The organism is Fibrella aestuarina BUZ 2, from assembly GCF_000331105.1.
Taxonomy (GTDB): domain Bacteria; phylum Bacteroidota; class Bacteroidia; order Cytophagales; family Spirosomataceae; genus Fibrella; species Fibrella aestuarina.
In genome coordinates this window covers 5352782-5373956 of sequence record NC_020054.1, presented here as the reverse complement: position 1 = coordinate 5373956, position 21175 = coordinate 5352782, and the positions used below count along the sequence as shown (strand labels likewise).

The following is a 21175-nucleotide window of genomic DNA, read 5'->3' as shown; positions in this document are numbered from 1 at the left end:
CTGCAAGGCAGCTTTTTCGTTATTGTGCGTTGAGATGGCCGCTGCCCAATCGGCTGACGTTCCATTCTACGAAAATCCCAAGATTAGTAGCCAGTATACCGAACCCCACCACGCTACCTTCTGGCCATACACTACGGAAGCCCAGGCACTGGACGACAAACGCACGGCGTCGCCTTTGGTGCAGAGCCTCAACGGGACCTGGAAGTTCAAATGGCTGAAACACCCCAAACTGGTCCCGGCCGATTTCAGTGCGCCATCGACCAACGACGCCGGCTGGGACAATATGCCGGTGCCGTCCAACTGGCAGGTCGTAGGTGCCCGCGAAGGACGGGCCTATGATCGACCGATTTTCACGAATATCAAACACCCCTTTCCGGCAGAGCCACCGCTGATTCGGGCTGATACCAACGCGGTAGGGCTCTACCGAACGCGTTTCAAAGTCCCCGCCGACTGGAGCAGTCGCGAAACGTACCTGCATTTTGCGGGCGTGCAGTCGACTTGTCGGGTGTTTCTGAATGGCCGGTACGTTGGCTATCATGAAGACAGCATGACGCCCGCTGAGTTTAGGGTTACCGAGGCCATCCAACCCGGCGAAAATGTGCTGGCGGTCGAGGTCATCAACTGGTCGGATGCCAGCTACCTCGAAGACCAGGATTTCTGGCGGCTGGCAGGCATTTTCCGCGATGTCACGCTCGTGAGCCGCCCACGCCTGCACCTGCGCGACGTGCAGATCACGACGGATCTGGAAGATCCCACCTACCGCAACGGGACGCTGAAACTAACCACTTACGTTCGTAATCTGGTTGGGCAACTGATGCCCGTTTACCGGCTGAAAACAACGCTTTATGACCCGCAGAAACAACCCGTTTTCACGGAAACGCTATTGTCTGAAAATGCCGTAGGGTCTGACCAGGAGAAAATCCTGCGCCTGAGCCGCTACGTAACCAACCCGCTGCTGTGGTCGGCCGAAACGCCGAATCTCTACACGCTCACGATCCAGCTGATCACCAACGACGGGCAGGTGCAGGAGGTGATCAGCCAGCGGATCGGCTTCCGCGAAATGGAAATGCGAAACGGCCAACTGCTCGTCAACGGGCAGCCCGTGACGTTCAAAGGCGTAAACCGGCACGAGTTTGACCCCGAAACCGGGCGCGTCATCAGCCGCGAAAGCATGATTCGCGACATCAAGCTGATGAAGCAATACAACATCAACGCTGTCCGGACGAGCCACTACCCAAACGTGACGGAGTGGTATGACCTCTGCGATGAGTACGGCCTATACGTGATCGATGAAGCCAACGTTGAAAGCCACGACCTCTGGTATAAGGGCTACGAGATTGCCGAACGGCCCGAATGGCGCGATGCCTTTGTGGCACGGGGCCGCGCGATGGTGGAGCGCGACAAAAACCACCCGTCGATCATCATCTGGTCGCTGGGCAACGAAACCAGCATGGGGCAGAACTTCCGGGATATGGCCAACATCATCAAGCTGGTCGACCCCACCCGCCCCATTCACTACGAGGGTCGAAAGCCCTACACCGCCACGTCGCTCAGTAGTTTCGACATCATCACCACCATGTACCCGTCGGTCGACGATATGATCCGGCTGATGGAAAAAGACCCCACGCGCCCCGTCATCGTGTGCGAATACGCGCACGCTATGGGCAACAGCGTAGGCAACCTGAAAGACTATTGGGCCGCCATCGACAAATACCCACGTATGCAGGGCGGTTTCATTTGGGATTGGGTTGATCAGGGGCTGTACCTGCGCGACAAAAAAGGCCAGCCCTACACCGATCACATCAACTACATCGACGGCGCCAACGCCTGCGACGGGCTGGTGAACCCCGACCGGACGCCGCAGCCCGAGCTGAACGAGGTAAAACGGGCCTATAGCTACGTTAAATTCATGCTGCCCGCGCCACTGTCGGCCACGCAAACGAAGGTGAACGTCAAAAACACTTACGATTTCCAGAGCCTCGACAACCTCAAACTGATTTGTAAACTGGTCCGCAACGGCGACGTGGTGCAACAGGGCACTGTGCCGACGCTGACGGCTAAACCTGGGCAGACGATTCAGGTCACGGTGCCGTACAGCATCCCGTCAGTGCTGGAGCCCGGTAGCGAGTACTTTCTGGTGCTGAGCCTGCAACTAAAAGAAGCCACCCCCTGGGCGGCCGCTGGTCACGAAGTGGCTGCCGAGCAGTTTCCGATTCAGACCGACGTGGTTACGCCCCCAGTTATTGGCGTGGCCCGGATTCCGCTGCTGAAGATTAATCAGACCAACTCGGCCGTCGAGCTGCGGGGCGACAATTTTATGGTACTGTTCAGCAAAGCGGCGGGGGGCATCAGCCGCTGGCAGTTTAAAGACAAAGACCTGTTGCTCGACCCGAAAAACGGCGGTGGCGGCTTGCTACGCCCGTCGTTCTTTCGCGTGCCTACCGACAACGATGAAGGTGGTGGCGACAAGTCGTTTGCGGCCCACTGGCGGCGCGTCGGGCTGGATCAGCCTACGTTTTCGCCGGTCGATATGGTAGTTGAAAAGCTGGGTAACGGGCAGCGTGTTAAGATTATCTGTACCAACGAATGCGTGTTGAAAGGCAGCAGCATCCGACAAAGTACCGAGTATCTGGTGTACGGCACCGGCGATGTGCTGGTGACGACAACCTATTCGAGTGGGAGCCTGACGCAGCCCAGGAGCACCACCGCCACGGCGCTGCCGTCGCTGGCGCGGGTAGGCATGCAACTGAGCGTACCCGCCATCCTGAACACGCTGACCTGGTATGGGCGCGGCCCCTTTGAAAGCTATGCCGACCGGAAAGATGCCGCTTTTGTGGGGGTCTATACTGGTAAAGTGGCCGATCAGTTTTTCCCGTACACGATGGCGCAGGAAAACGGCAACAAGACTGACGTTCGCTGGGCGCACCTGACCGACGCCTCCGGCAACACCGGTCTGCTGATCGTGGCGGAGCCAATCAGCGGTAATGCGACCTGGCTGAATGTCAACGCCCGCGATTACACGGACGCGGCCCTGCTGGCAGCCAAGAATCCCCATGCGCAAACGGTCGAGCGGGGGACCACCACGCTGGTCAACATCGACTTTCAGCAGATGGGCCTCGGCGGTGACGACAGCTGGACCCCACGTACCCATCCCGAATTTCTGCTGTCACCCACCAAAACTTACACGTACAGTTTCCGGCTGCGCCCCACCGATGGCCGTACCGATCGCAAAACGGTAGCCAGCCTGATTCTGCCGCGCTAACAAGGAACAACGAATCGCTACCAAGTATGGATGTTCCGGTTTACTATTGTATGCAACAACCGATTGTAAAACGGAACATCCCGGTTACCTGATAACGGTTCATGGTCATGACTCCTTCCGAATACACGCAACACGACGCTCTGGCGCTGGCCGATTTGGTGCAGCGGGGTGAGGCTACACCCATCGAATTACTCGATATGGCCATTGCGCAGGCCGAGCGCGTCAATCCCACGCTCAACGCGATCGTGACGCCCCTCTACGAACAGGGGCGCCGGATGCTCGATCAGTTGCCCGACGATGGGCCATTGCGGGGTGTTCCCTTTCTGCTGAAAGATCTGGAACTGGAATGGGCCGGAACGCCGCTGAAGATGGGCTGCAAAGGCTACGCTGGGTACGTATCGTCGCACGACAGCTACAGTGTAGCGCGATACAAGCAGGCCGGGCTGGTGTTTTTTGGAAAAACAAATACGCCAGAGTTTGGTCTAACGCCTTATACTGAGTCAACCCTATATGGTCCGACCCGCAACCCCTGGAAACCCACGCACTCACCGGGGGGCAGCAGTGGCGGCTCGGCGGCAGCGGTGGCGGCGGGTATCGTGCCGGCCGCTACGGCGTCGGATGGGGGCGGGAGCATCCGTATTCCGGCCTCGTGTTGTGGGCTGTTTGGCCTGATGCCGTCGCGGGGGCGGGCCAGCATGGGGCCTGGTTTTGGTGAGCTGTGGCAGGGCTGCGTACGGAGCCACGTAGTAAGCCGCACCGTGCGCGACAGTGCCGCGCTGCTCGACGTCATCGCTGGCCCGGCGGTCGGCGACCCATATGCCTTTGACAAACCGGCCGACTCGTTTCTGAGTCAGGTGGGGCGCGATCCCGTCGAGGTGAGCCCGCGCAAGCTGCGCGTGGCCCTCACGACCCAGCATCCATTTCCGGGGCAACGTACCCACGAGGAGTGCGTCCGGGCGGTGCAACATACGGCCAAACTGCTGGAAACGCTGGGGTATGCCGTCGATGAAATTGCGTTGCCCTACGACCATACCGCGCTGAGCGAACTGTTCCTGACGATGGTGATTGGCGAAACGGGCGCGACTCTCCGTGAACTGGCCGATTACCTCAAACGCCCAACCCGCCGCGACGACGTGGAACTGAATACCTGGGCATTGGCCCGGCTGGCCGAAGGCTATTCGGCGGCCGATTTTGCGTACCAGACGCACCGCTGGAATGCCCTCAGCCGGATCATGGGCAAGCTCCACGAAACCTATGACCTGCTGCTGACGCCCGTGATGGCGCGGCCCCCCATCGCCATCGGTGAGTTACAAAACAGCGCTTCCGAAACCCAACTGCTCAAAATGATCGACACGGTGGGTGGGCTGCGGTTTATGAAAGGCAGTCGGCAGATCGACCAACTGGCCGAAAAATCGTTTGGCTACATTCCGTTTACGCCCGTCGCCAACATGACTGGTCAGCCGTCGATGTCGGTGCCGCTTTACTGGACGGTCGATGGGTTGCCCGTTGGGTCCATGTTCACGGCCGCGCTGGGCAACGAGGCGCTACTGTTCCGCGTGGCGGGGCAACTGGAACAGGCGCAACCCTGGGCCGACAAACTGCCGTCGTTGTAAACGCCCGTCCTTCGTTGCTAAAAGAACAGCAGCCGTTTACGCCGGTAGAGGTTGGGCAGGTCGGTTTCAAACAGAGTGTACGGGTCCTGATAAAACCGCATAAAATCGGGCACGCTTACCTGACCGGGGTAGGGAGCGTAGTAGTGCGTGGGGCTGCGGGTATCATTGCGCCAGACCAGCACATAGGCCAGCTTCAACTTCTCGGCTTTCAGCGATTTTAGCAGCGTGTTGGTCCACCAGGTCGTGTCGGGGATGGATTCCAGACCGGTTTCGGTGAAAGCAGCCAGTTTACCGTTTTTCGCGGCGAAATCGGCCATGATTTTGAGCTTGGCAATGCCCGCCGGTATGTTGTAACGCCCATTCCGGCCAAAATCGGCGTAGTTATCGACGCCGACCACATCGACCCAGTCGTTGCCGGGGTAGCGGTCGGTGTAGTCGGCTTCGGATTTGTAGAGGCAATCGGGTGAAAACGTGTAGATGAAGTTATGGACTTGTAGGCTGTCGCGCAGGTACGTTACCGTGAAGCGCCAAAGGCTGGTGAACTCATCGCGCGAGCAATGCGGCTTGCCCCACCAGAACCAGCCGCCGTCCAGTTCGTGATACGGCCGGAAGAGCATCGGCACCAGCTTGCCATCGCTGCCTTTAGTCGTGTTGGCCAGATCGGCCACCGTTCGCAAAATGGCCTTGTACTGCGCGTGGTGCGACCCGCCCGGCACCAGATTAGCCACCGCCGGGGCCGATACGGAATCCTTCCAGTAAAAGCCCGTTCGGGGCGTTACAGGGTTGGAAAAATGCCAGGCTACGGTCGTTACGCCGCCCCGGTCGTAGGTGTCGGCAATCTGCCTCCGAAGCTCCGCCTTTGTCTTTTCGATCACCGCCTCCGGGCGCCCCGATAAGCCACTGAAGTCGACCCCAATCACGGCGGGGTGCGACCCGCTGACCGATTTGACGTCGGAGCGGTTGGCGTCGCCCGTCCAGCCGTGGCCGTATTCGGTGGCGTGCTGATGCCCAAACAGAATGTGCTTCCGCGACAGTTTGTCGAGGTTGTGGTACAGCGCTTTGGTTTCTTTCGTAGCGTGGGCGTCGATCAGTTTCGGGCGGGGCCCGGCAAGGGTAGAAGGGCCGGCGAGCGTTCCGGCCGTCAGCCCAACGGCTGCGATGGTTGAAACGAAGACGTTGGAGGACAGAATGGGTTTCATAACGGTGAGTAAATGGGTAATGAGTACTAGTCGAAGCGGACTTTCTGCGTGACGCCGGGCCAGTCGTCGGTGCGGAAGGGGTTGGCGGGCAGGCCATCGATGCTGAAGAGGTTAGCTTCGTCGGGTGAGTCAGACCAGGCGTATCGCACCGACGCCGGTTTGGCCACCTTCGGGTGTGACACTACCACCGTGTTGCCGCTGATCGTCGCCTGCGCGTAGTAAAACACTTTGTCGTCGCCCGCAATCTCGAAGCCTTTGACGTAGCCATACTTGTCGTGCGCCGTCAGACCAACGTCGGCATGCTTGAAACGGACAATGGCTTTGTTTCCGTCAAACGTCACCTTGTCGTACATCGGCGAGCTGTAATTGACGGTCTGCCCGTAGTCGAGTTTGAGGGCGTTCAGCGCCAGCCGGTGGCCCACGTCCTGCTTGTTGGTCGGGTGGATGTCTTTGGGGTTGCCAATGTCGGTGATGACAGCCATACCAGTTTTGGGTAGGCTAAGGGTCATGGTCTGGGCTTCGCGCAGTTCGGCCCAGCCGCTTCCCTGGTTGCTGCTCTGGCTAGGGCCATAGCTCGAGAGCTGGGCAAAATAGAACGACATGGTCTGCCCGAATTTCTGCCGCCAGTCGTTAATGAGCAGCGGAAAGGACTGCCGGTACTGATACGACCGCCCGGCGTTGGTTTCGCCCTGATACCACAGTACCCCGCGCATGGCCATGGGTTCCAGCGGAGCGATCATGGCGTTGTAAATACTGATGGCGACGTTGTTCATGAACCGCTTGTACTCGTGCTTTTCGGCGAAGGCGGGCATGATGAACCAGTCGCTGCCGAGGCTGATGCGCTGCAACCCGTCTTCCACGTAAAGGTCCGTAGCCGAACCCTTCAGCCCCGGTCCATACCAGCTGGGGTTCACCATGTTGCCTAGCTTCAGCACAATCCGGTTTTGGCCCGCCTGCCAGGTGTTGGCCGGAATGGTGAACTTCCGAACGCCCTGCATCGTGCCTTCGGCCACGAGTTTACCGTTGATGTAGAGTTGATTCGGGCTGTCGTTTTCGGCCAGGGCCAGCGTGGTCTGCGTGCCAACCATCTCCTCGGGAATGTCGACGAGCCGGGCCATGTACCCGCGCCCGGTGAACCCGCGCATGTCTTTCCATTCCCACTGGCCGATGGGGTCGGTTTTTCGCCAGCCCGCAAACGTGTAGTCCGGCTTGAGGTAGTTGGCTTCGTCGGCGGGGGTAAGGTTTACCGGCACCTGTAGCTGTTTGCGGAGTTTCAGGTCGACCAGGCTGTCGGCGGCGGCCCAGTTGGTGGGCAGGTTTTGCACGGTAGGTCGCAGCTCGTCGTTGCTCAACATCCCTTCCTTGCTAATCCAGCCCTCGACCTGCGACCCGCCCCACGACGAGTGCATCAGCCCGATGGGTACGTTCAGTTTCTGGGCCAGCTCACGGGCGAAAAAGAACCCGACCGCCGTGAAGTCGCCCACCGTTTCCGACGACGCCACTTTCCAGTCGCCCGTTTTCAGGTCGGTTTGCGGGGTCAGGGCCAACTCGTGCTCCACGCGGAAATGCCGGATGGTCGGGAAATTGGCGTTCTTTTTTTCGGCCGCAAAATTGTTGGCCTGCCGCACCGGCCATTCCATGTTCGATTGCCCCGAGCAAAGCCACACCTCGCCAATGAGCACGTCAGTTGCCTGCGCGTTGCCCGATTTGGCCGTGGCGACCAGTGTGTGGGGGCCACCCGCTTCTAGGGGCGTAAACCGCACCATCCATTTACCGTTGGCGTCGGCCTTGGTTTGCTGCGTCTGGCCCGCCAGCGTCACCTTCACGGTCTCGCGCGGTTTGGCCCAGCCCCAAACCGGAATAGCCTGTTGCCGTTGCAAAACCACGTGGTCGGAGAAAATGCGGGCCATACGGACCTGGCCATGCGCCGCCAGACTGGCAAGCAGCAGAACGGAACAGAAAAAACGAACGCTCATGGGTGACAGTGGGGAGAAAACAATACGAAATGATTAGTAAGAAACTTGCTATTGATAGCCAGTTGGTTAGGTCAGGGCTGCGCTGGAATAGGTGTCGCTTTCTGCTGAAGCGCTTCGACCGCCGCGGCCAGATACACCAGCGGCGCATTCCAGTTGATGGCGATTTCGTTAGAGGCATACGAGCAGTCGGCGTCCAGAAAGACCTCATCGGCGACGGTGGTGGTATAGCCCGGGCATTTATCCTGCCGGGCGGCGTTGGCGTTGGTTCCGCCCGACAGTAAACCCGGCACGGGCGCATCGATGCCGTCGGCGACCGATGGGCGGTGGTGCGGGTGCATGGGCGTTTTATGACCAAAACCCGTGACGAACGAGTAGCCCACGGCATTGCGGCCCAGCAGGTAATCGAGGTTGGCGAGGGCGGCGTTCAGGTACGTGGCGTCGTTGGTGAGCCGGTACGCCTGAATGAGGGCGATGCCCTGATTGGCCGCTACGGCGCTGCTACCCCAGATGTAGTCGCTCGCTACCTTTCCCATCGGTGTCTGAAACGCGTGTTTCGCCACGTCCTGCCGCAGGCCATCGGCCAGCTGGAGAAGCTGGGCTTTCACCTTCGGCAGATCCTGTTGGCCGCGGGCCGTCAGTTGATTACGCAGGCGGGCAAGCGAATAGTAAGCCAGCGGACGTACCTGCGCCCACGACGGAAGCTGGGTTTTAGCGTCGGGAAACAGGTCGACGGCGGTGTAATACGCGTCGTCTTTGGTAGTCAGGTAGAGCTCGGCTGCCGCCCAGATCCACTCGTCGCCCGCGTTGCGGTCGCCGTAGGCCCCTGTGGTTACGTCGGGGTCGAAGGCACGGTTCATCGCTTCCTGATCGTAGAGCGCATTGGGGTTCTGTTTGGCCCACTGCCAGGCTTTGGTGGCGGCGGTCAGGCACGAATCGGCCAGGCCGGGCAGCTCGCGGCCATAAGGTTTGAGCACCCGACTGGCCTGCGCCATCACGGCCGCAAAGTCGAGCGTCGCCGTGATGGTTTTCTGAATGGCGTAGCGATCGCTCGTCCGATCGGGTGAACCGGCCTTGTCGGGCATCACCATCCCGTCGAACTTCGGGTTGGTGAGTTTGTGGTATACGCCCCCATCGTCGGGGTCCTGCATGGTCAGCATCCAGCGCAGGTTCCAGAGCGATTCATCGAGCAGGTCGGGCAGGCGGTTGTTGCTTTCGGGGATGTTGGTGGTCAGCGTGCGGCAGAAGTCGGGGAAGTCTTCGCAAAGCGACAGCAACGTACCCATCGTGATGCCCGAATTGACGATGTACTTGTTGTAATCGCCGGCATCATACCAGCCGCGCGGCGAAGCCATCGTGCTGCCCGCCGGGCGCGTGGCCGTGGCCGCCGACGGGTGAATCCAGACGTGGTTGTCGGGGTGTCCGGCGGGGCGGTGCCATTGCCCGGCGTAGCGTTCGGGCAGGTCGGTGCTCATGCGCTGGTAATAAAACCCTTTGAGCGCGCCCACTGCCACGGGGCGGTGCACGTTGGCCCCAATCGAAAACGGATAAGAGCGCCCCAGGCCAGGTACGTTCACGACGTAGGTCCCAGCTTTTTTAAAGGCCGAAAAATCGGCTGTACGTGCCAGTTTACCCGAAATGACGTTTTTGCGAGCCGCACTCAACGTACCTGAGAACACCACCTGCTTGCCGTCGGGCGTGGTCAGCTGAAAGGGCTGGGCAGCGTCCGGCCTGTTGGCGTCCGACCCGTTGGCGTCTGACCCGGCTACGATAATGGCGACCTTAGCCGCGTTGGGGTAAAACCCGATCTGGTTGAGCCGGATCGATTCGGAAACCGACTGGGCCTGGGTTTGCGCCACGAAGAAAAGACCGCCCAGAAGGAAGCGGAGGCGCAGGGCCGGGAGTGTCAGGTGCATGGGTGCCTGCCTGGTTAAAACGAGAGGAAGAGGGGTACGTACTGCACTTAAATCTGCGAGGAAGCGGCCGGTTCCAGAAACACCCGGTGAATGAACGACACGGTGTTGGCGTATTCGGGAGCGCCCGATACCCGTTTCCAGTCGGGGTTGGCGCTGAACTGTTTCCAGTTGGCATCGCGTTCGGCCATGTCCTTGAACGTCAGCATGTAGGTGAGGCAGGGCATGTGTTCGCCGGCCACCACTTCGCCGAAAAAGACCGGATGCAGCCCCGTTTTGTTGAAAATCGTGATTTCTTCGTCGTTGAACATTTTTACTTTCCGCCGCACGGCATCTTCCGAGTAGCCTTCGTAGGTCCGTAGTTCAAACAGGCGGCCTTCCGCCTTGGGCACGGTCAGCGCGGGCAGGCCGTCGAAGGCGTTGAGTAGCGTGGTGGTGTAGCGCACAAACGGGGCTTTGTCGGGCGTCAGGGCGTCGTATTTGGCCTTCGCCTGCCCGTAGGCTGTATCGGCGGCGAGCTTAGTGGCGGCCATGCCATACTCTTCCCACGAACCGTAGGGAATCAGCACGTACGTTTTGGCGGGCTCGGGTTTGCCCATTTCCGTGAAGACGCCCACGTTCTTCACGCCCATCCGGTTCAGGGCGGGAATCAGCCCCTCGGTGAGGTAGCTGTTCAGACCCGCCTGCGACAGGTTGAAGCGAAACTCATAGACCCGAAGTTCATAGACCTGCTTGCGGGCCGGGGCCATCGGGGTGGTCAAGGGGTTTGCCTGAGCGGTTGTCAGGGCGGCGGAAGCTGCCAGCGAGGCAGTTACAAATTGTCTGCGTTTCATGCGTGTTTAGGAGTAAGCGGTAACATCCTCTGCCAACGGCTCAAGGTTGTCTGGGCCGTCGTGGCTGCAGAGAACGCTTACGTACTATAAACCAAAATCACCGTCGTACCTAACGCCCGTCAGGCCATATGCGGGCAAGGTTACTGAAATCAATGGCCGGGTGGGGCTGCCTTCCGAATGCTGGCGGCAACTGGAACGGATACCAAATAGAATTATTGATAGCAAAATTAGGATTGGCCTGAGCCTCTATTGCTACCGAAAACCCCAAAGGCATATAATTCAGGGAAAACCCTAACGTCGGGTGGTTAGGGACTAATCCGCCGGAAAGTATGGGGTGTATCCGGCGTGCCCTCTGTTGGGGGGCTTTTAATCCAACACGTCGCCACCTTTTGGTGACTTTCTGACTAAAAAGTACCGTAATGGCTGGTCTGGTTGCCCAAAACTGTTATCATTACAGTAAATCAAGCTTGATAACGATTGTGAAAAACCTGGTTTCTATGGCCTGCGCGCTCCTGCCACTGGCGGGGTTGGCCCAAAGTGGTGCCTACACGCTCACCGGCAAAGTAGGTACGTACAACGCGCCTGCGAAAGCGTACCTGCGAACGGTGTCGGGTGGGACCGTCAACCTGGATTCGTCGGCCATCACGAATGGTGCTTTTTCGTTCAAAGGTACCGTAACCGACCCCACTAAAGCGATGCTGATCATCGACCATCGGGGCGTAGGTATGCGCCGGTTGAGCGCCGCCAATGGCGTAGCGGTGTACCTGGAGCCGGGAACGATCACGGTCAGCAGCCCCGACTCGGTTCTGCATGCCGTAGCGAGCGGCACCAAACTGAACGCCGACAACGAGAAACTGAAGGCCGCGCTGAAACCCGCCTCCGACCGGATGACGGCGCTGATGCAGGAGTACCAGAAAGCCACCGACGAGCAGCGTAAATCGGCTGATTTTAACAGCTCGATCGAAAAACGCTACAACACCATCGAAAGTGAGCAGAAGAAAATCTGGGCGGATTTCATCAAAGCGAACCCGCGTAGCCTGGTCAGCCTCGATGCGGTGAAGGCGACGGGTGGAAGCGTGCCTGAATACACGGATGTGGCCCCGCTTTTCGCGACCCTTTCCGACGACCTGAAAAACAGCAAAGCCGGCAAAGAATACGCCACGGTGCTGACTAACCTCAAAGCGACCTCGATTGGTGAAGTGGCCCCCGATTTCACGCAGGCCGACACGCTGGGACAAGCCGTATCGCTGAAATCGTTCCGGGGTAAGTACGTGCTGGTCGATTTTTGGGCGAGCTGGTGTGGGCCCTGTCGGCAGGAAAACCCCAACGTGGTGAAGAACTTCAACCAGTTCAAAGACAAAAACTTCACCGTCCTGGGCGTATCGCTCGACCGGCCCAATGCTAAAGAAGCCTGGATGCGCGCCATCCACAAGGATGGGCTGACCTGGACGCAGGTGTCGGACCTCAAATTCTGGGACAACGATGTGGCCAAGCTGTATGGCGTGCGGGCTATTCCGCAGAATTTCCTGATTGGCCCCGATGGCAAGATTCTGGCGAAGAACATCCGGGGCGAAGAACTGGGCAAAAAACTGGGCGAACTGCTGGTAGCCAAGCCCTAAGCACGTACCCAGCAACGTACCTGACTCGCGCTGGGTACGTTCTTCAACGCGAAAACGGCCGCGCCCCTGAGTGGAGCGCGGCCGTTTTCGCGTTGGGCTGGGTTAGCGGGTTACCTGTCGCCAATAGGCCAGGCTCTGCGGCACCTGCGTGGCGATGTTGGGGCTCTCGTCTTCGATGTAGAAATGCCGAACGCCCGCCTGTTGCGCGGCCTTGATGATGCCCGGCAATTGGGCCTGACCGGTGCCCAGCGCTACGTCGTTCTCGGTGGGGGTGCCACCCGACAGGTTGCCTGCTACGCCCTTGCGCAGGTCTTTCAGGTGCATAAGCGCAAACCGACTGCCATATTTGCGCAACAACGCCACAGGGTCATGCCCCGGAAAGACGGTCCATAGAATATCCAGCTCGAAGCTCACGTACCTGGGGTCGGTTTTTTGCACGATGTAATCGAACAGGGTGCCTTCCGGGGCGGGGTGGAATTCGTAGCCGTGGTTGTGGTAGCAAAACGTCAGGTCGTACTGCTCCTTCAGGCGCTTTCCGATCTGGTTGAAATCGGCCACGGCTTTCTGCGCGGCGGCCAGATTGAACGGTGCTTCGTGCGGAATCCAGGCTACGCGCACATACTGCGCCCCCAGCGCTTTGGCGTTGGCACCGACCTCATCGGTTTTGGTGAGGGCATCGGGGTAGCTTACGCCAAACGACGAGCAGCGCATACCCCGTTCGTCGAGCAGTTGCCGAAGCTCGGCGGCCGTCTTGCCAAACAGGTTCGAGAATTCCATGTCCGTGATGCCCATCGCCCGGATCGTGTCCAGCGTAGCCGCCACGTTGCGCTGAAAACTCTGCCGGTACGTGTACGACACCATGCCGGGTACGTTGGGCAGCGGCGCTTTCTTTTGCGCCATCAGCGGCGAGCCGAGGCAAACCAGCCCCAGCCCGACAAGGACGCGGGCAATAACTTGATTGGTCATTGAATGGGGCGGTTTAGACTCTGACGTTCCAGTTTTTGTTGTACTCGCGTGACCATAGTTTCTGGGCCTCTTTATCGTTGAGAATGTGCCCGTTGGTGGGGTCGCACTGCAACACCCGACCCACGCGGTAGGCAATGTTGCCCAGTTGAGGCAGCAACGTCGATTTATGGCCTTCACTAATCGGGCACTGCAATTTCGCCTCGCCCCGGATAGTCTGCACGAAGTTTTGCAGGTGCAGGGCGTCCAGTTGTTCCAGCGGGCTGACGGTGTTGGTGGCGTCGTAGGGCGTGCTGTCTTTCACCTCCTGCACCAACTTGTTTTTCTGGTCGTAGATGCTGTAGCTGTTGGCACCGGGATACACCAACGTACCTTTTTCGCCGTAAAAGACCACGCCCCGGCCCGTGCCTTCGGCGTCGTAGCCGTTGCAGCTCCGGCCTTCCCACGACATGGCCGTGTTGTTGGCAAAGTTGAAGGTAATGGTTTGGGTGTCGGGTGTTTCCCAATCATCGTTGAACGCAAACCGCCCGCCCGACGACACTACTTTGGTGGGGTGGTCGACCCCGAGCCCCCAGCGCATTACGTCCAGCTCGTGGGTGCCGTTGTTGAGCGCTTCGCCCGTGCCCCAGTGCCAGAACCAGTGCCAGTTGTAGTGAATGAGGTTGTCGCGGTAGGGGCGGGCGGGGGCCGGGCCCTGCCAGAGGTCGTAGTGCAGGTGGCCGGGCACGGGCACTTCCTTGCCTTTGCCGATGCTCGGCCGCCAGTTGGTGTACCAGCCCCGCGCAAAATACACCCGGCCGATGACGCCCTCGCGCAGCCGTTTGACGGCATCCTGCACGTTGGAAAACGACCGCCGCTGACTGCCCATCTGCACCAGCCGGTTGTATTTCTGGGCGGCTTCAACGGCCATTTCGCCCTCGTGCGGGTTGTGGCTGCACGGCTTCTCCACGTATACGTGCTTGCCCGCCTGACAGCCCATGATGGTAGCGGGCGCGTGCCAGTGGTCGGGGGCGGCTACGACCAGCGCATCGAAGTCTTTCTTTTCGAGCAGCTTCCGAATGTCGGTGAACCCCTGTGGGCGTTTGCCCGTCTGCTTTTCCAGGCTGTCGAGCGTGCGGGCGAGTACTTTTTCATCGACGTCGCACACGTACCCAATCTCGGTATGGGGCGTGCGGGCGAAGTTTTTGGCCAGAAACGCGCCCCGGCTGTTGGTGCCCATCATGGCCAGCACGACCTTTTCGTTGGGGGCGCCCCGGTAGAGCCCCCCGGCCGACAGCGAGGGCGATAAAAGCAGGCTGGTGCCAGCGGCCGAAGCTGTTCGGATAAAATCACGGCGATTGAGCGAAGTCATAGCGTTTGGGTTGGCTGCCCAACGTACCCAGCAGCAGTAAAGGCGGTCAGGTACGTTGGGCAGCGGTTAAACTGAGTTAATAGCCGGGATTCTGGGCCACTTTAAACCCAAAATTGGCGTCGATAAACGTCTGCGGAATGGGGAACAGCGCGTTTTTGTCCTGAACGGTACTGACCGTCAGCGGATAGCCATTGTAGCGCTTGGTGCGGTCGACCAGCTTGCCCATCCGGCTCAGCGTGAGGCGGCGGGGTTCTTCCACGATCAGTTCGCGCAGGCGTTCGTCGAGCAGGTAGTCGAGGTCGACGCGGTCGGCGGTTACGGGCTTGGCGTTGGCCCGGCTCCGTACCACGTTGATGTTGTCGGCGGCCTTCTGCTTATCGCCTTTCAGCAGGTGGGCTTCGGCGCGCAGCAGGTACGTTTCGGCCAGCCGCATCATGGGCCAGTCGCTGAAGGTGCGGGTGTTGGTGGCCCCGGCCAGCGAAAGCCCTTCGATTTTCTTGAACGAGGGGTAAATGTGGTAGAGCGTGTCGAGGTACTGATGCGGTTTGATGGGCTGCCCGAAGAACCGCGACGAGGGGTTGTTGTAGTACCACTGTCGCCGGATGTTGTTGGGCGAATTGCGCATGTCGGCCGGGTCTTCGCGCCAGATCGTGTGCAGGACGTGGGTATTGGGCCGCATCCAGCTTACGCCTCGCCCGAGGCTATCGACGACCAGCCCACCGGGGGCGTTGTTGGGATCGCGCACATCGAAGTAGCGCGCCCCCCAGGCCCGCAGCCAGGGTTTGGCAAAGCCCGACGTAGGCGAGCCGCCCGGCGTTTGAAACTCGTACTGCATCACCCAGATGTTTTCCAGATTCCCCGACGACCGGTTCTGGTTGCCGTCTTTCCAGAGATCGGAATACACGTCGCCAGGCTGGGTACGTGTGCTGCCGAAGCGGCTGGTCATCAGCTGGTTGCGGCCCGACGAAATGACGGAGGTCGCGGCGGCGATGGCCCGATCGTATTCGCCCTGACTGATAGCTACCTCGGTCAGCAGGTGGTCGGCGGCATCTTTGGTGATCCGGCCCTGAATGGTGGTCGTCAGGGGGAGGTTCTGGGAGGCAAATTCCAGATCGGCCCGCACGAACGCCAGCACGTCTTTACGGGACGTCCGCTGAAAATCGACCTTGGGTTCGGTAAACACTTTGTCGGCTACGGGTACGTCGCCGTAGAGGTTGGTGAGCAGGTTGAGCGTGTAGGCGCGGAAGAACCGGGCCTCGGCGATGACGGCGTTTTTCTGGGCCTCGCTGGTCCAGGTGGCCGTGGGGCGCTGGGCGTACTCGATGATCTGATTGGCCCGGGGTAGCATGGTCAGGTAGCCCCAGTTCCAGAACCACGTCACGCCGAAGAAAGTAGGCGTCAGTTGCGTGGAGTAATCGCGCAGGTGGGCGTCGCGGGTGCCGATGGTGCCGATGTCGGTGCCAAAATACAGCGACCACCAGCCGTCGGCGTTGTCGTTGTTCTGGCCAAACAATTCGCGGAAGCCTTGGTGCAGCCCCACGATGGCGCTTTGAAAACCGGCGTTGTTGACCAGCGTGACGTCGGGCGAGAGGAAGGCCAGCGGTTTTTCGTTGAGGACCGCCTCATCGCAGCTCTGGGTCAGGAGCAACCCGCTGATCAGCAGCAGGCCGGTGACCAGTTTTTTGATGCTATGTTCCATAGGTATGTGTCAGACGAAACGATTAAAAACTGAAGTTGAGGCCAGCCGACAGGGTGCGGGGCGTGGGGTAAATCGAGAAGCGGTTGTTGTAGCCCGTTTCGGGGTCGACGCCCGTCCAGTTGGTGAGTGTATACAGGTTACGCCCGCTGACAAACACCCGCAACGACGCCATCTTGAGCTTGTTCAGCACGGGCTTGGGTACGTCGTACGACAGCGATACTTCCTGCAGGCGCACAAAATCGCGGCTTTCGATGAGGCCGGCCGCCGTAGCCAGCGGGTTGGAATACACCAGCGACGGCCGGGTGTTCGACTTGTTGTCGGGCGTCCACCAGCCCAGATCCTGGAAATTGGTGACCCGGCTCGGAAAATTACCATTGTCATTCACCGTCACGCGCTCGCTGGTCGCCCCCAGTAGGTTGACGCCCTGCCAGCCCAGCATCGAGTTGAGCATCACCATGAGGTTGAATGGCCCCACCCGCAGGTTGTTGGTGAAACTCCACCGGAAACGTGCGTCGCGGTTGCCAATCACGCTGCGGTCATTGGCGTCGATTTTACCATCCCCGTTGAGGTCTTTGACCCGGACAAAACCGGCTTTCTGCCCGGTCGGAATCTGGTCGTTGGCCTGATAAATACCGTCGAAGGTGTAGTCGTAAATCACCTGAATGGGCTTTCCCACAAACCACTGGTTGCCGATGTCGTTGTCTTCGACGCCGTCGCCGTTGATATCGCTGTTGTAGATGTGGACAATGCGGTTGCGGTTCGAGGAGAAGATGATGTTGCTCGACCATTCCAGCCCGCTACGTTTCACGTTTACCGTGCTCAGGCTCAGTTCTAAACCCCGGTTGTTGGTGGCGCCCACGTTGGTCAGCACGCTCGAAAAACCCGTTGGCGTGGGTAACTGCCGGTTGAGCAGCAGGTCTTTGGTGTCCATGTTGTACCACTCGACGGTGCCACCGATGCGCCCTTTCAGCAATTCGAAATCAACGGCCAGGTTGGTAGTGGTGGTAGTTTCCCAGCGCAGGTTGGGGTTGGCCATGTTGGCCGGGAAAAGCCCCACCGAGGTGGTGCCACCATCACCAAATACGTAGAGACCCTGACCCTGCCGTACCAGCGTGCTGTAGGGCTGAATGGCCTGGTTGCCCACCGACCCATACGACACCCGCAGCTTCAGCAGGTTAACCAGCGGTACCTGTTTCATGAACGACTCGTTGGATACGATCCAGCCCAGGGCCGCCGAGGGGAAAATGGCGAATTTGTTGTTGGCCCCAAACACCGAGTTGCCATCGCGTCGGGTCGTGAACGTCAGCAGGTAGCGGTCTTTCAGGCGGTAGTTGAGGCGGGCCATCGACGAGATGGCGTCGACTTGCGAGGCCGTGCTCGTGGTGGTCTGGATTTTGGCCAGCGCCAGGTTGTTCCAGCCGTTGGCGTCGCTCGACCCGGTGAAATCCACGCCCGACCCGACCAGTGAGTTGGAGTAGGCCTGATTGCGGCCGTAGAGCAGCGTCAGGTCGAGGTTATGGTCCTGCCCGAACTGCCGTGAATAGGTCAGGATGTTTTCCAGCACCCAGTTGCGGTTGAAATCGGTGCGGCGGTTGGCGCTGCCCGTCGAGTTGATGCCGTTGCGCTGATACACCGGGCTGAAGTTGTTCAGTTCATACCAGCGATAATTGGGTGAGTAGTTGAGCCGGTACGAGAGCCCCTTCACAAACGGCACGTCGACGATCCCGAAGAAATTGGCGAACAGGTTCCGCTGCTTTTCTTCGTTCTGGTTGATGATGGCGTTGAACAGCACCGAGCCGGCCAGGTTGTCTTCCGTCGGGAACGGGTTGGGGTCGGTTTTGGCTTCGTCGAGCCAGGGCGACACGAAGGGCGTGGTCCAGAAGGCCGCGCCGAGGTTGCCTTCCTGCCCCGACAGGTCGCGCTCGGCATACTGCGCATTGACGCCGATACGTACCCAGTCGGTGATCTGGTTCTCGACGTTCACCCGCACGCTGGTTCGGCTGGCGTTATCGTTGTAAATCAGACCTTTGTCTTTATTGATGTTGGCCGACAGAAAGTAGTTGGTCCGGCTTGACCGGCCCGAAATACTGAGGTCGTAATTCTGGATGCTGCCCGGCTGCGAAATCAAATCCCAAGGGTCGATGACGTTGCCAGCTAGGTAGTTCTTCTTCTCCGTCGCGTCGAGGTAGTCGGCTACTTTGGCGGGATCTGACGCCAGACCGGCCTGCGATCGGTAGTCAAGGACCTTTTGCAGGTAGCGCTCGGGCGAGAGCAGCTTGGGCTTGCGGCTCCAGCTCGACACCCCGTAGAACGTCGAGAGGCGGATGGTCGGCTTTTCGGTCGTGCCTTTTTTGGACGAGATCAGAATGACTCCGTTGGCGGCGCGGGCCCCGTAAATGGCCGTTGCCGAGGCATCTTTCAGCACCTCCATCGACTCAATGTCGCCGGGGTTGATGTCGGACAGGGAGCCTTCGAAGAAAATGCCGTCCAGGATAATGAGCGGGTTGTTGCCAGCCGTGATGGAGCGTTGCCCGCGAATCAGGATGTTGCCGCCCTGCCCCGGCCGGCCGTTGTCGGTAAACTGAACGCCCGCCACCCGGCCGCGCAACGCCTGCGCGATGTTGGTGTTGGGCGTCGTTTCCAGCGAGCCAAGATCGACCTTCGCCACGGAGCCGGTCACGACGCGCCTCGACTGCGTGCCGTAGCCCACGACCACCACTTCATCGAGCGATTTCTGGTCGGCCTTCAATGACACATTGACCACCGACTGATTGCCCACGGCCACTTCCTGCGGCAGATAGCCCACAAAGGAAAACACCAGCACGGGCGAGGTGGCCTCGTCGGGAATGGCGAGGCGAAACTTGCCCGCGCCGTCGGTGGTGCTGCCGCGCTGCGTGCCTTTAAGCACGACGCTGACGCCGGGCAGGCCTTCGCCGGTTTCGTCGGCGACGGTGCCAGCAATGACCCGTTCGAGCGCCGCCAGGGCGTTGTCGTCGGTGGGGGCGGGGGGCGGTTCGGCCAGGCCCATGCTGTCGCCCCGGCGGAGCATGATGAGCTGTTGCACCACCTCGAAGTCGATTTGCAGCGGCTTCAGAATACGGGTCAGCACCGTACCGAGCGATTCGTTGGTGGCCGAGATCGTTACCTTCCGGTTGGTCTTGATAAGGCGCGAACTGAAGACAAACCGGGCGTCGGTCTGTTGTTCAATCTGGTTCAGCACCGTTCGGATGTCGGTGGCCTGCGCCTGTAGCGTAACCTTCTGGTCCAGAACGGCCTGCGCCTTTCCGTCGTGGGCAAAACTTGCGCCCACACAGAGCAGCGCCAGCAGGAGTTGTGTACAGGTGATGTGCATAAGCTTACCCAATACAGATTTCCGTTGTACCCATTTTTTCATAGTTTTGGTACGTTTTGTTTGAGAACTAGTAGGCAAAACAATCCCCCGCATCCCGTAGACGGGATGGCTCAGGTTCCAACTCAGCAGGGGGAGCAATCAGGTCGGCAATGTTGGCGCATTGCCGACTTTTTCGTTAGACAGCTGTCTGGTAGTCGTTTAGGATAGTGGGTGGTTTGGGCATAAGCACTAGGGTTTGCAGCCGTGGCTGTACACCACGATCTGGCCATCCATCACATCATAACGGGCTTCAATGACCCGGCAGATGATGTCGAGTTTTTCGAAGAGGGGCTGATCGGTCAGTTCGGCCGTGAGGGGGCAGTTGGCCAACAGATCGCTGTCGAAGACAATATTGACCCCGTAGGCGCGCTCAAGCGTGGTGAAGACCGTGGGGATGGGGGTGTCGTCGAAGACAAACGGGTTTTTCTGCGACGGGCCGGGCAGCAACTGCGGATTGTCGACCAGCGATTTGGCCAGGCGGGCCTGCTCGCGTTCAAACACAATTTTCTGGTTCGGTACCAGCACCAGGCCCGTCAGATCGCGGTCGGCTACTTTTTGCTGGTGCGCCGGGTCTTTCTGGGCAAAGACGGCCACCCGCCCGGTCTTCACTTCGACCGTTACGTTGGGGTCTTTAGGGTAGGCTTTTATCAGGAAGCTGGTGCCCAGTACCTTGGTGGTAAGGCCGTTGGCGTAAATCAGAAAGGGCTTGCTGGCGTCTTTGGCAACCTCAAAGAAGGCCTCGCCCGATAGATAAACCTCACGGCGCGGGCCCCGGAAGGCCGGTGCGTAGCTGAGGCGGCCGCCGGGTTTGAGCAGCACCAGCGAGCCGTCCTGCAATTTGACGGGGATAGTCTGTTGTGTCTGGTTGAACCGCTCGACGAGCGTCTGTTTCTGTTCCGTCACCAGCTGTTCGTAGCTCACCAGCGCCGGGCCGGTCATCAGGCGGTTGAGCCACAGCCAGCCCGAAATACCCAGCAGGAGTAATAGGGCTGCCGCTGCCCGCAGCCAGGGCCGCCGGTAGAACGGAAGCGGTCGGGTCGTGGGCGCCGCAGTCTTAGACAGATCGCGCTGCCGGGTCCGTTCCACGGTGCGCTGTACGGCCTGTTGAATCTCCTGTTCGCTGAGTGGTAGTTCGCCGGGTTGCAGGGCCAGTACCAGCGCACGGGCTTCGTCGATTAACGGGGCTTTGTCGGGGTGAGCGGCCAGCCATTGCCGCCACTGCGCTTCGGTTTCGCGGGTGGGGGTCAGGACCCATTGCCGGAAGGCCAAATCCCAGACAAAGTCATCAATATGGTACTGCAGGTATCGTTTCATCGCCGGAGTTGAGCCGCTCATAAGCAGATAGACATCAACTACCGA

12 protein-coding genes are annotated in these 21175 nt (G+C 59.6%); 3 read left to right on the top strand and 9 right to left on the bottom strand.

Going from position 1 to position 21175, the window contains the following annotated elements:
* Positions 1-34: 34 nt before the first annotated feature.
* A complete protein-coding gene (gene lacZ / locus FAES_RS22295; protein ID WP_148289578.1) occupies positions 35-3262 on the top strand; it encodes a beta-galactosidase, LacZ type in 3228 nt (1075 codons plus the stop codon).
* A 101-nt stretch (positions 3263-3363) separates the two neighbouring features.
* Positions 3364-4875, top strand: a complete 1512-nt coding sequence (locus tag FAES_RS22290; RefSeq protein WP_015333448.1) for an amidase — start codon at positions 3364-3366, stop codon at positions 4873-4875.
* Positions 4876-4892: 17 nt separating this feature from the next.
* Here FAES_RS22290 and FAES_RS22285 read toward each other — a convergent pair whose 3' ends face one another.
* The 4 genes from FAES_RS22285 to FAES_RS22270 all read right to left on the bottom strand — a co-directional run bounded on the left by FAES_RS22285 (position 4893) and on the right by FAES_RS22270 (position 10793).
* Positions 4893-6074, bottom strand: a complete 1182-nt coding sequence (locus FAES_RS22285) for a glycoside hydrolase family 26 protein (protein WP_015333447.1) — start codon at positions 6072-6074, stop codon at positions 4893-4895.
* A gap of 26 nt (positions 6075-6100) precedes the next feature.
* Positions 6101-8050 (bottom strand): sialate O-acetylesterase, encoded by a 1950-nt coding sequence (locus tag FAES_RS22280; protein WP_051054251.1) that lies wholly within the window; start codon positions 8048-8050, stop codon positions 6101-6103.
* Between the two features lie 71 nt (positions 8051-8121).
* Positions 8122-9963, bottom strand: a complete 1842-nt coding sequence (locus tag FAES_RS22275) for a glycoside hydrolase family 9 protein (RefSeq protein ID WP_015333445.1) — start codon at positions 9961-9963, stop codon at positions 8122-8124.
* 47 nt (positions 9964-10010) lie between these two features.
* Positions 10011-10793, bottom strand: a complete 783-nt coding sequence (locus FAES_RS22270) for an NIPSNAP family protein (protein WP_015333444.1) — start codon at positions 10791-10793, stop codon at positions 10011-10013.
* Positions 10794-11290: 497 nt separating this feature from the next.
* On the opposite strand from FAES_RS22270, the gene FAES_RS22265 reads away from it, so the two are divergent.
* A complete protein-coding gene (locus FAES_RS22265) occupies positions 11291-12412 on the top strand; it encodes a TlpA disulfide reductase family protein (RefSeq protein ID WP_173401279.1) in 1122 nt (373 codons plus the stop codon).
* A gap of 102 nt (positions 12413-12514) precedes the next feature.
* Here FAES_RS22265 and FAES_RS22260 read toward each other — a convergent pair whose 3' ends face one another.
* From FAES_RS22260 to FAES_RS22240, 5 genes are all read right to left on the bottom strand, one after another.
* The gene (locus FAES_RS22260) at positions 12515-13378 is read right to left on the bottom strand and encodes a sugar phosphate isomerase/epimerase family protein (protein ID WP_015333442.1); all 864 of its coding nucleotides are present in this window, start codon (positions 13376-13378) and stop codon (positions 12515-12517) included.
* A 13-nt stretch (positions 13379-13391) separates the two neighbouring features.
* Positions 13392-14726 (bottom strand): Gfo/Idh/MocA family protein, encoded by a 1335-nt coding sequence (locus tag FAES_RS22255; RefSeq protein ID WP_015333441.1) that lies wholly within the window; start codon positions 14724-14726, stop codon positions 13392-13394.
* 76 nt (positions 14727-14802) lie between these two features.
* Positions 14803-16425: a RagB/SusD family nutrient uptake outer membrane protein gene (locus tag FAES_RS22250; protein ID WP_015333440.1), complete on the bottom strand. Its 1623-nt coding sequence runs from the start codon at positions 16423-16425 to the stop codon at positions 14803-14805.
* A gap of 22 nt (positions 16426-16447) precedes the next feature.
* On the bottom strand, positions 16448-19777 hold the full coding sequence (locus FAES_RS22245) for a TonB-dependent receptor (protein ID WP_015333439.1): 3330 nt from the start codon (positions 19775-19777) through the stop codon (positions 16448-16450).
* Positions 19778-20005: 228 nt separating this feature from the next.
* Positions 20006-21130 (bottom strand): FecR family protein, encoded by a 1125-nt coding sequence (locus FAES_RS22240; RefSeq protein WP_041258290.1) that lies wholly within the window; start codon positions 21128-21130, stop codon positions 20006-20008.
* Positions 21131-21175 lie beyond the last annotated feature (45 nt).

Excerpts from the sequence above, each read along its gene's own strand:
- FAES_RS22275 (WP_015333445.1), bottom strand. The coding sequence starts at position 9,963 with ATGCACCTGACACTCCCGGCCCTGCGCCTCCGCTTCCTTCTGGGCGGT.
- lacZ (WP_148289578.1), top strand. The coding sequence starts at position 35 with ATGGCCGCTGCCCAATCGGCTGACGTTCCATTCTACGAAAATCCCAAG.
- FAES_RS22250 (WP_015333440.1), bottom strand. The coding sequence starts at position 16,425 with ATGGAACATAGCATCAAAAAACTGGTCACCGGCCTGCTGCTGATCAGC.
- FAES_RS22280 (WP_051054251.1), bottom strand. The coding sequence starts at position 8,050 with ATGAGCGTTCGTTTTTTCTGTTCCGTTCTGCTGCTTGCCAGTCTGGCG.
- FAES_RS22265 (WP_173401279.1), top strand. The coding sequence starts at position 11,291 with ATGGCCTGCGCGCTCCTGCCACTGGCGGGGTTGGCCCAAAGTGGTGCC.
- FAES_RS22285 (WP_015333447.1), bottom strand. The coding sequence starts at position 6,074 with ATGAAACCCATTCTGTCCTCCAACGTCTTCGTTTCAACCATCGCAGCC.
- FAES_RS22245 (WP_015333439.1), bottom strand. The coding sequence starts at position 19,777 with ATGCACATCACCTGTACACAACTCCTGCTGGCGCTGCTCTGTGTGGGC.
- FAES_RS22240 (WP_041258290.1), bottom strand. The coding sequence starts at position 21,130 with ATGAAACGATACCTGCAGTACCATATTGATGACTTTGTCTGGGATTTG.
- FAES_RS22260 (WP_015333442.1), bottom strand. The coding sequence starts at position 13,378 with ATGACCAATCAAGTTATTGCCCGCGTCCTTGTCGGGCTGGGGCTGGTT.
- FAES_RS22270 (WP_015333444.1), bottom strand. The coding sequence starts at position 10,793 with ATGAAACGCAGACAATTTGTAACTGCCTCGCTGGCAGCTTCCGCCGCC.
- FAES_RS22255 (WP_015333441.1), bottom strand. The coding sequence starts at position 14,726 with ATGACTTCGCTCAATCGCCGTGATTTTATCCGAACAGCTTCGGCCGCT.
- FAES_RS22290 (WP_015333448.1), top strand. The coding sequence starts at position 3,364 with ATGGTCATGACTCCTTCCGAATACACGCAACACGACGCTCTGGCGCTG.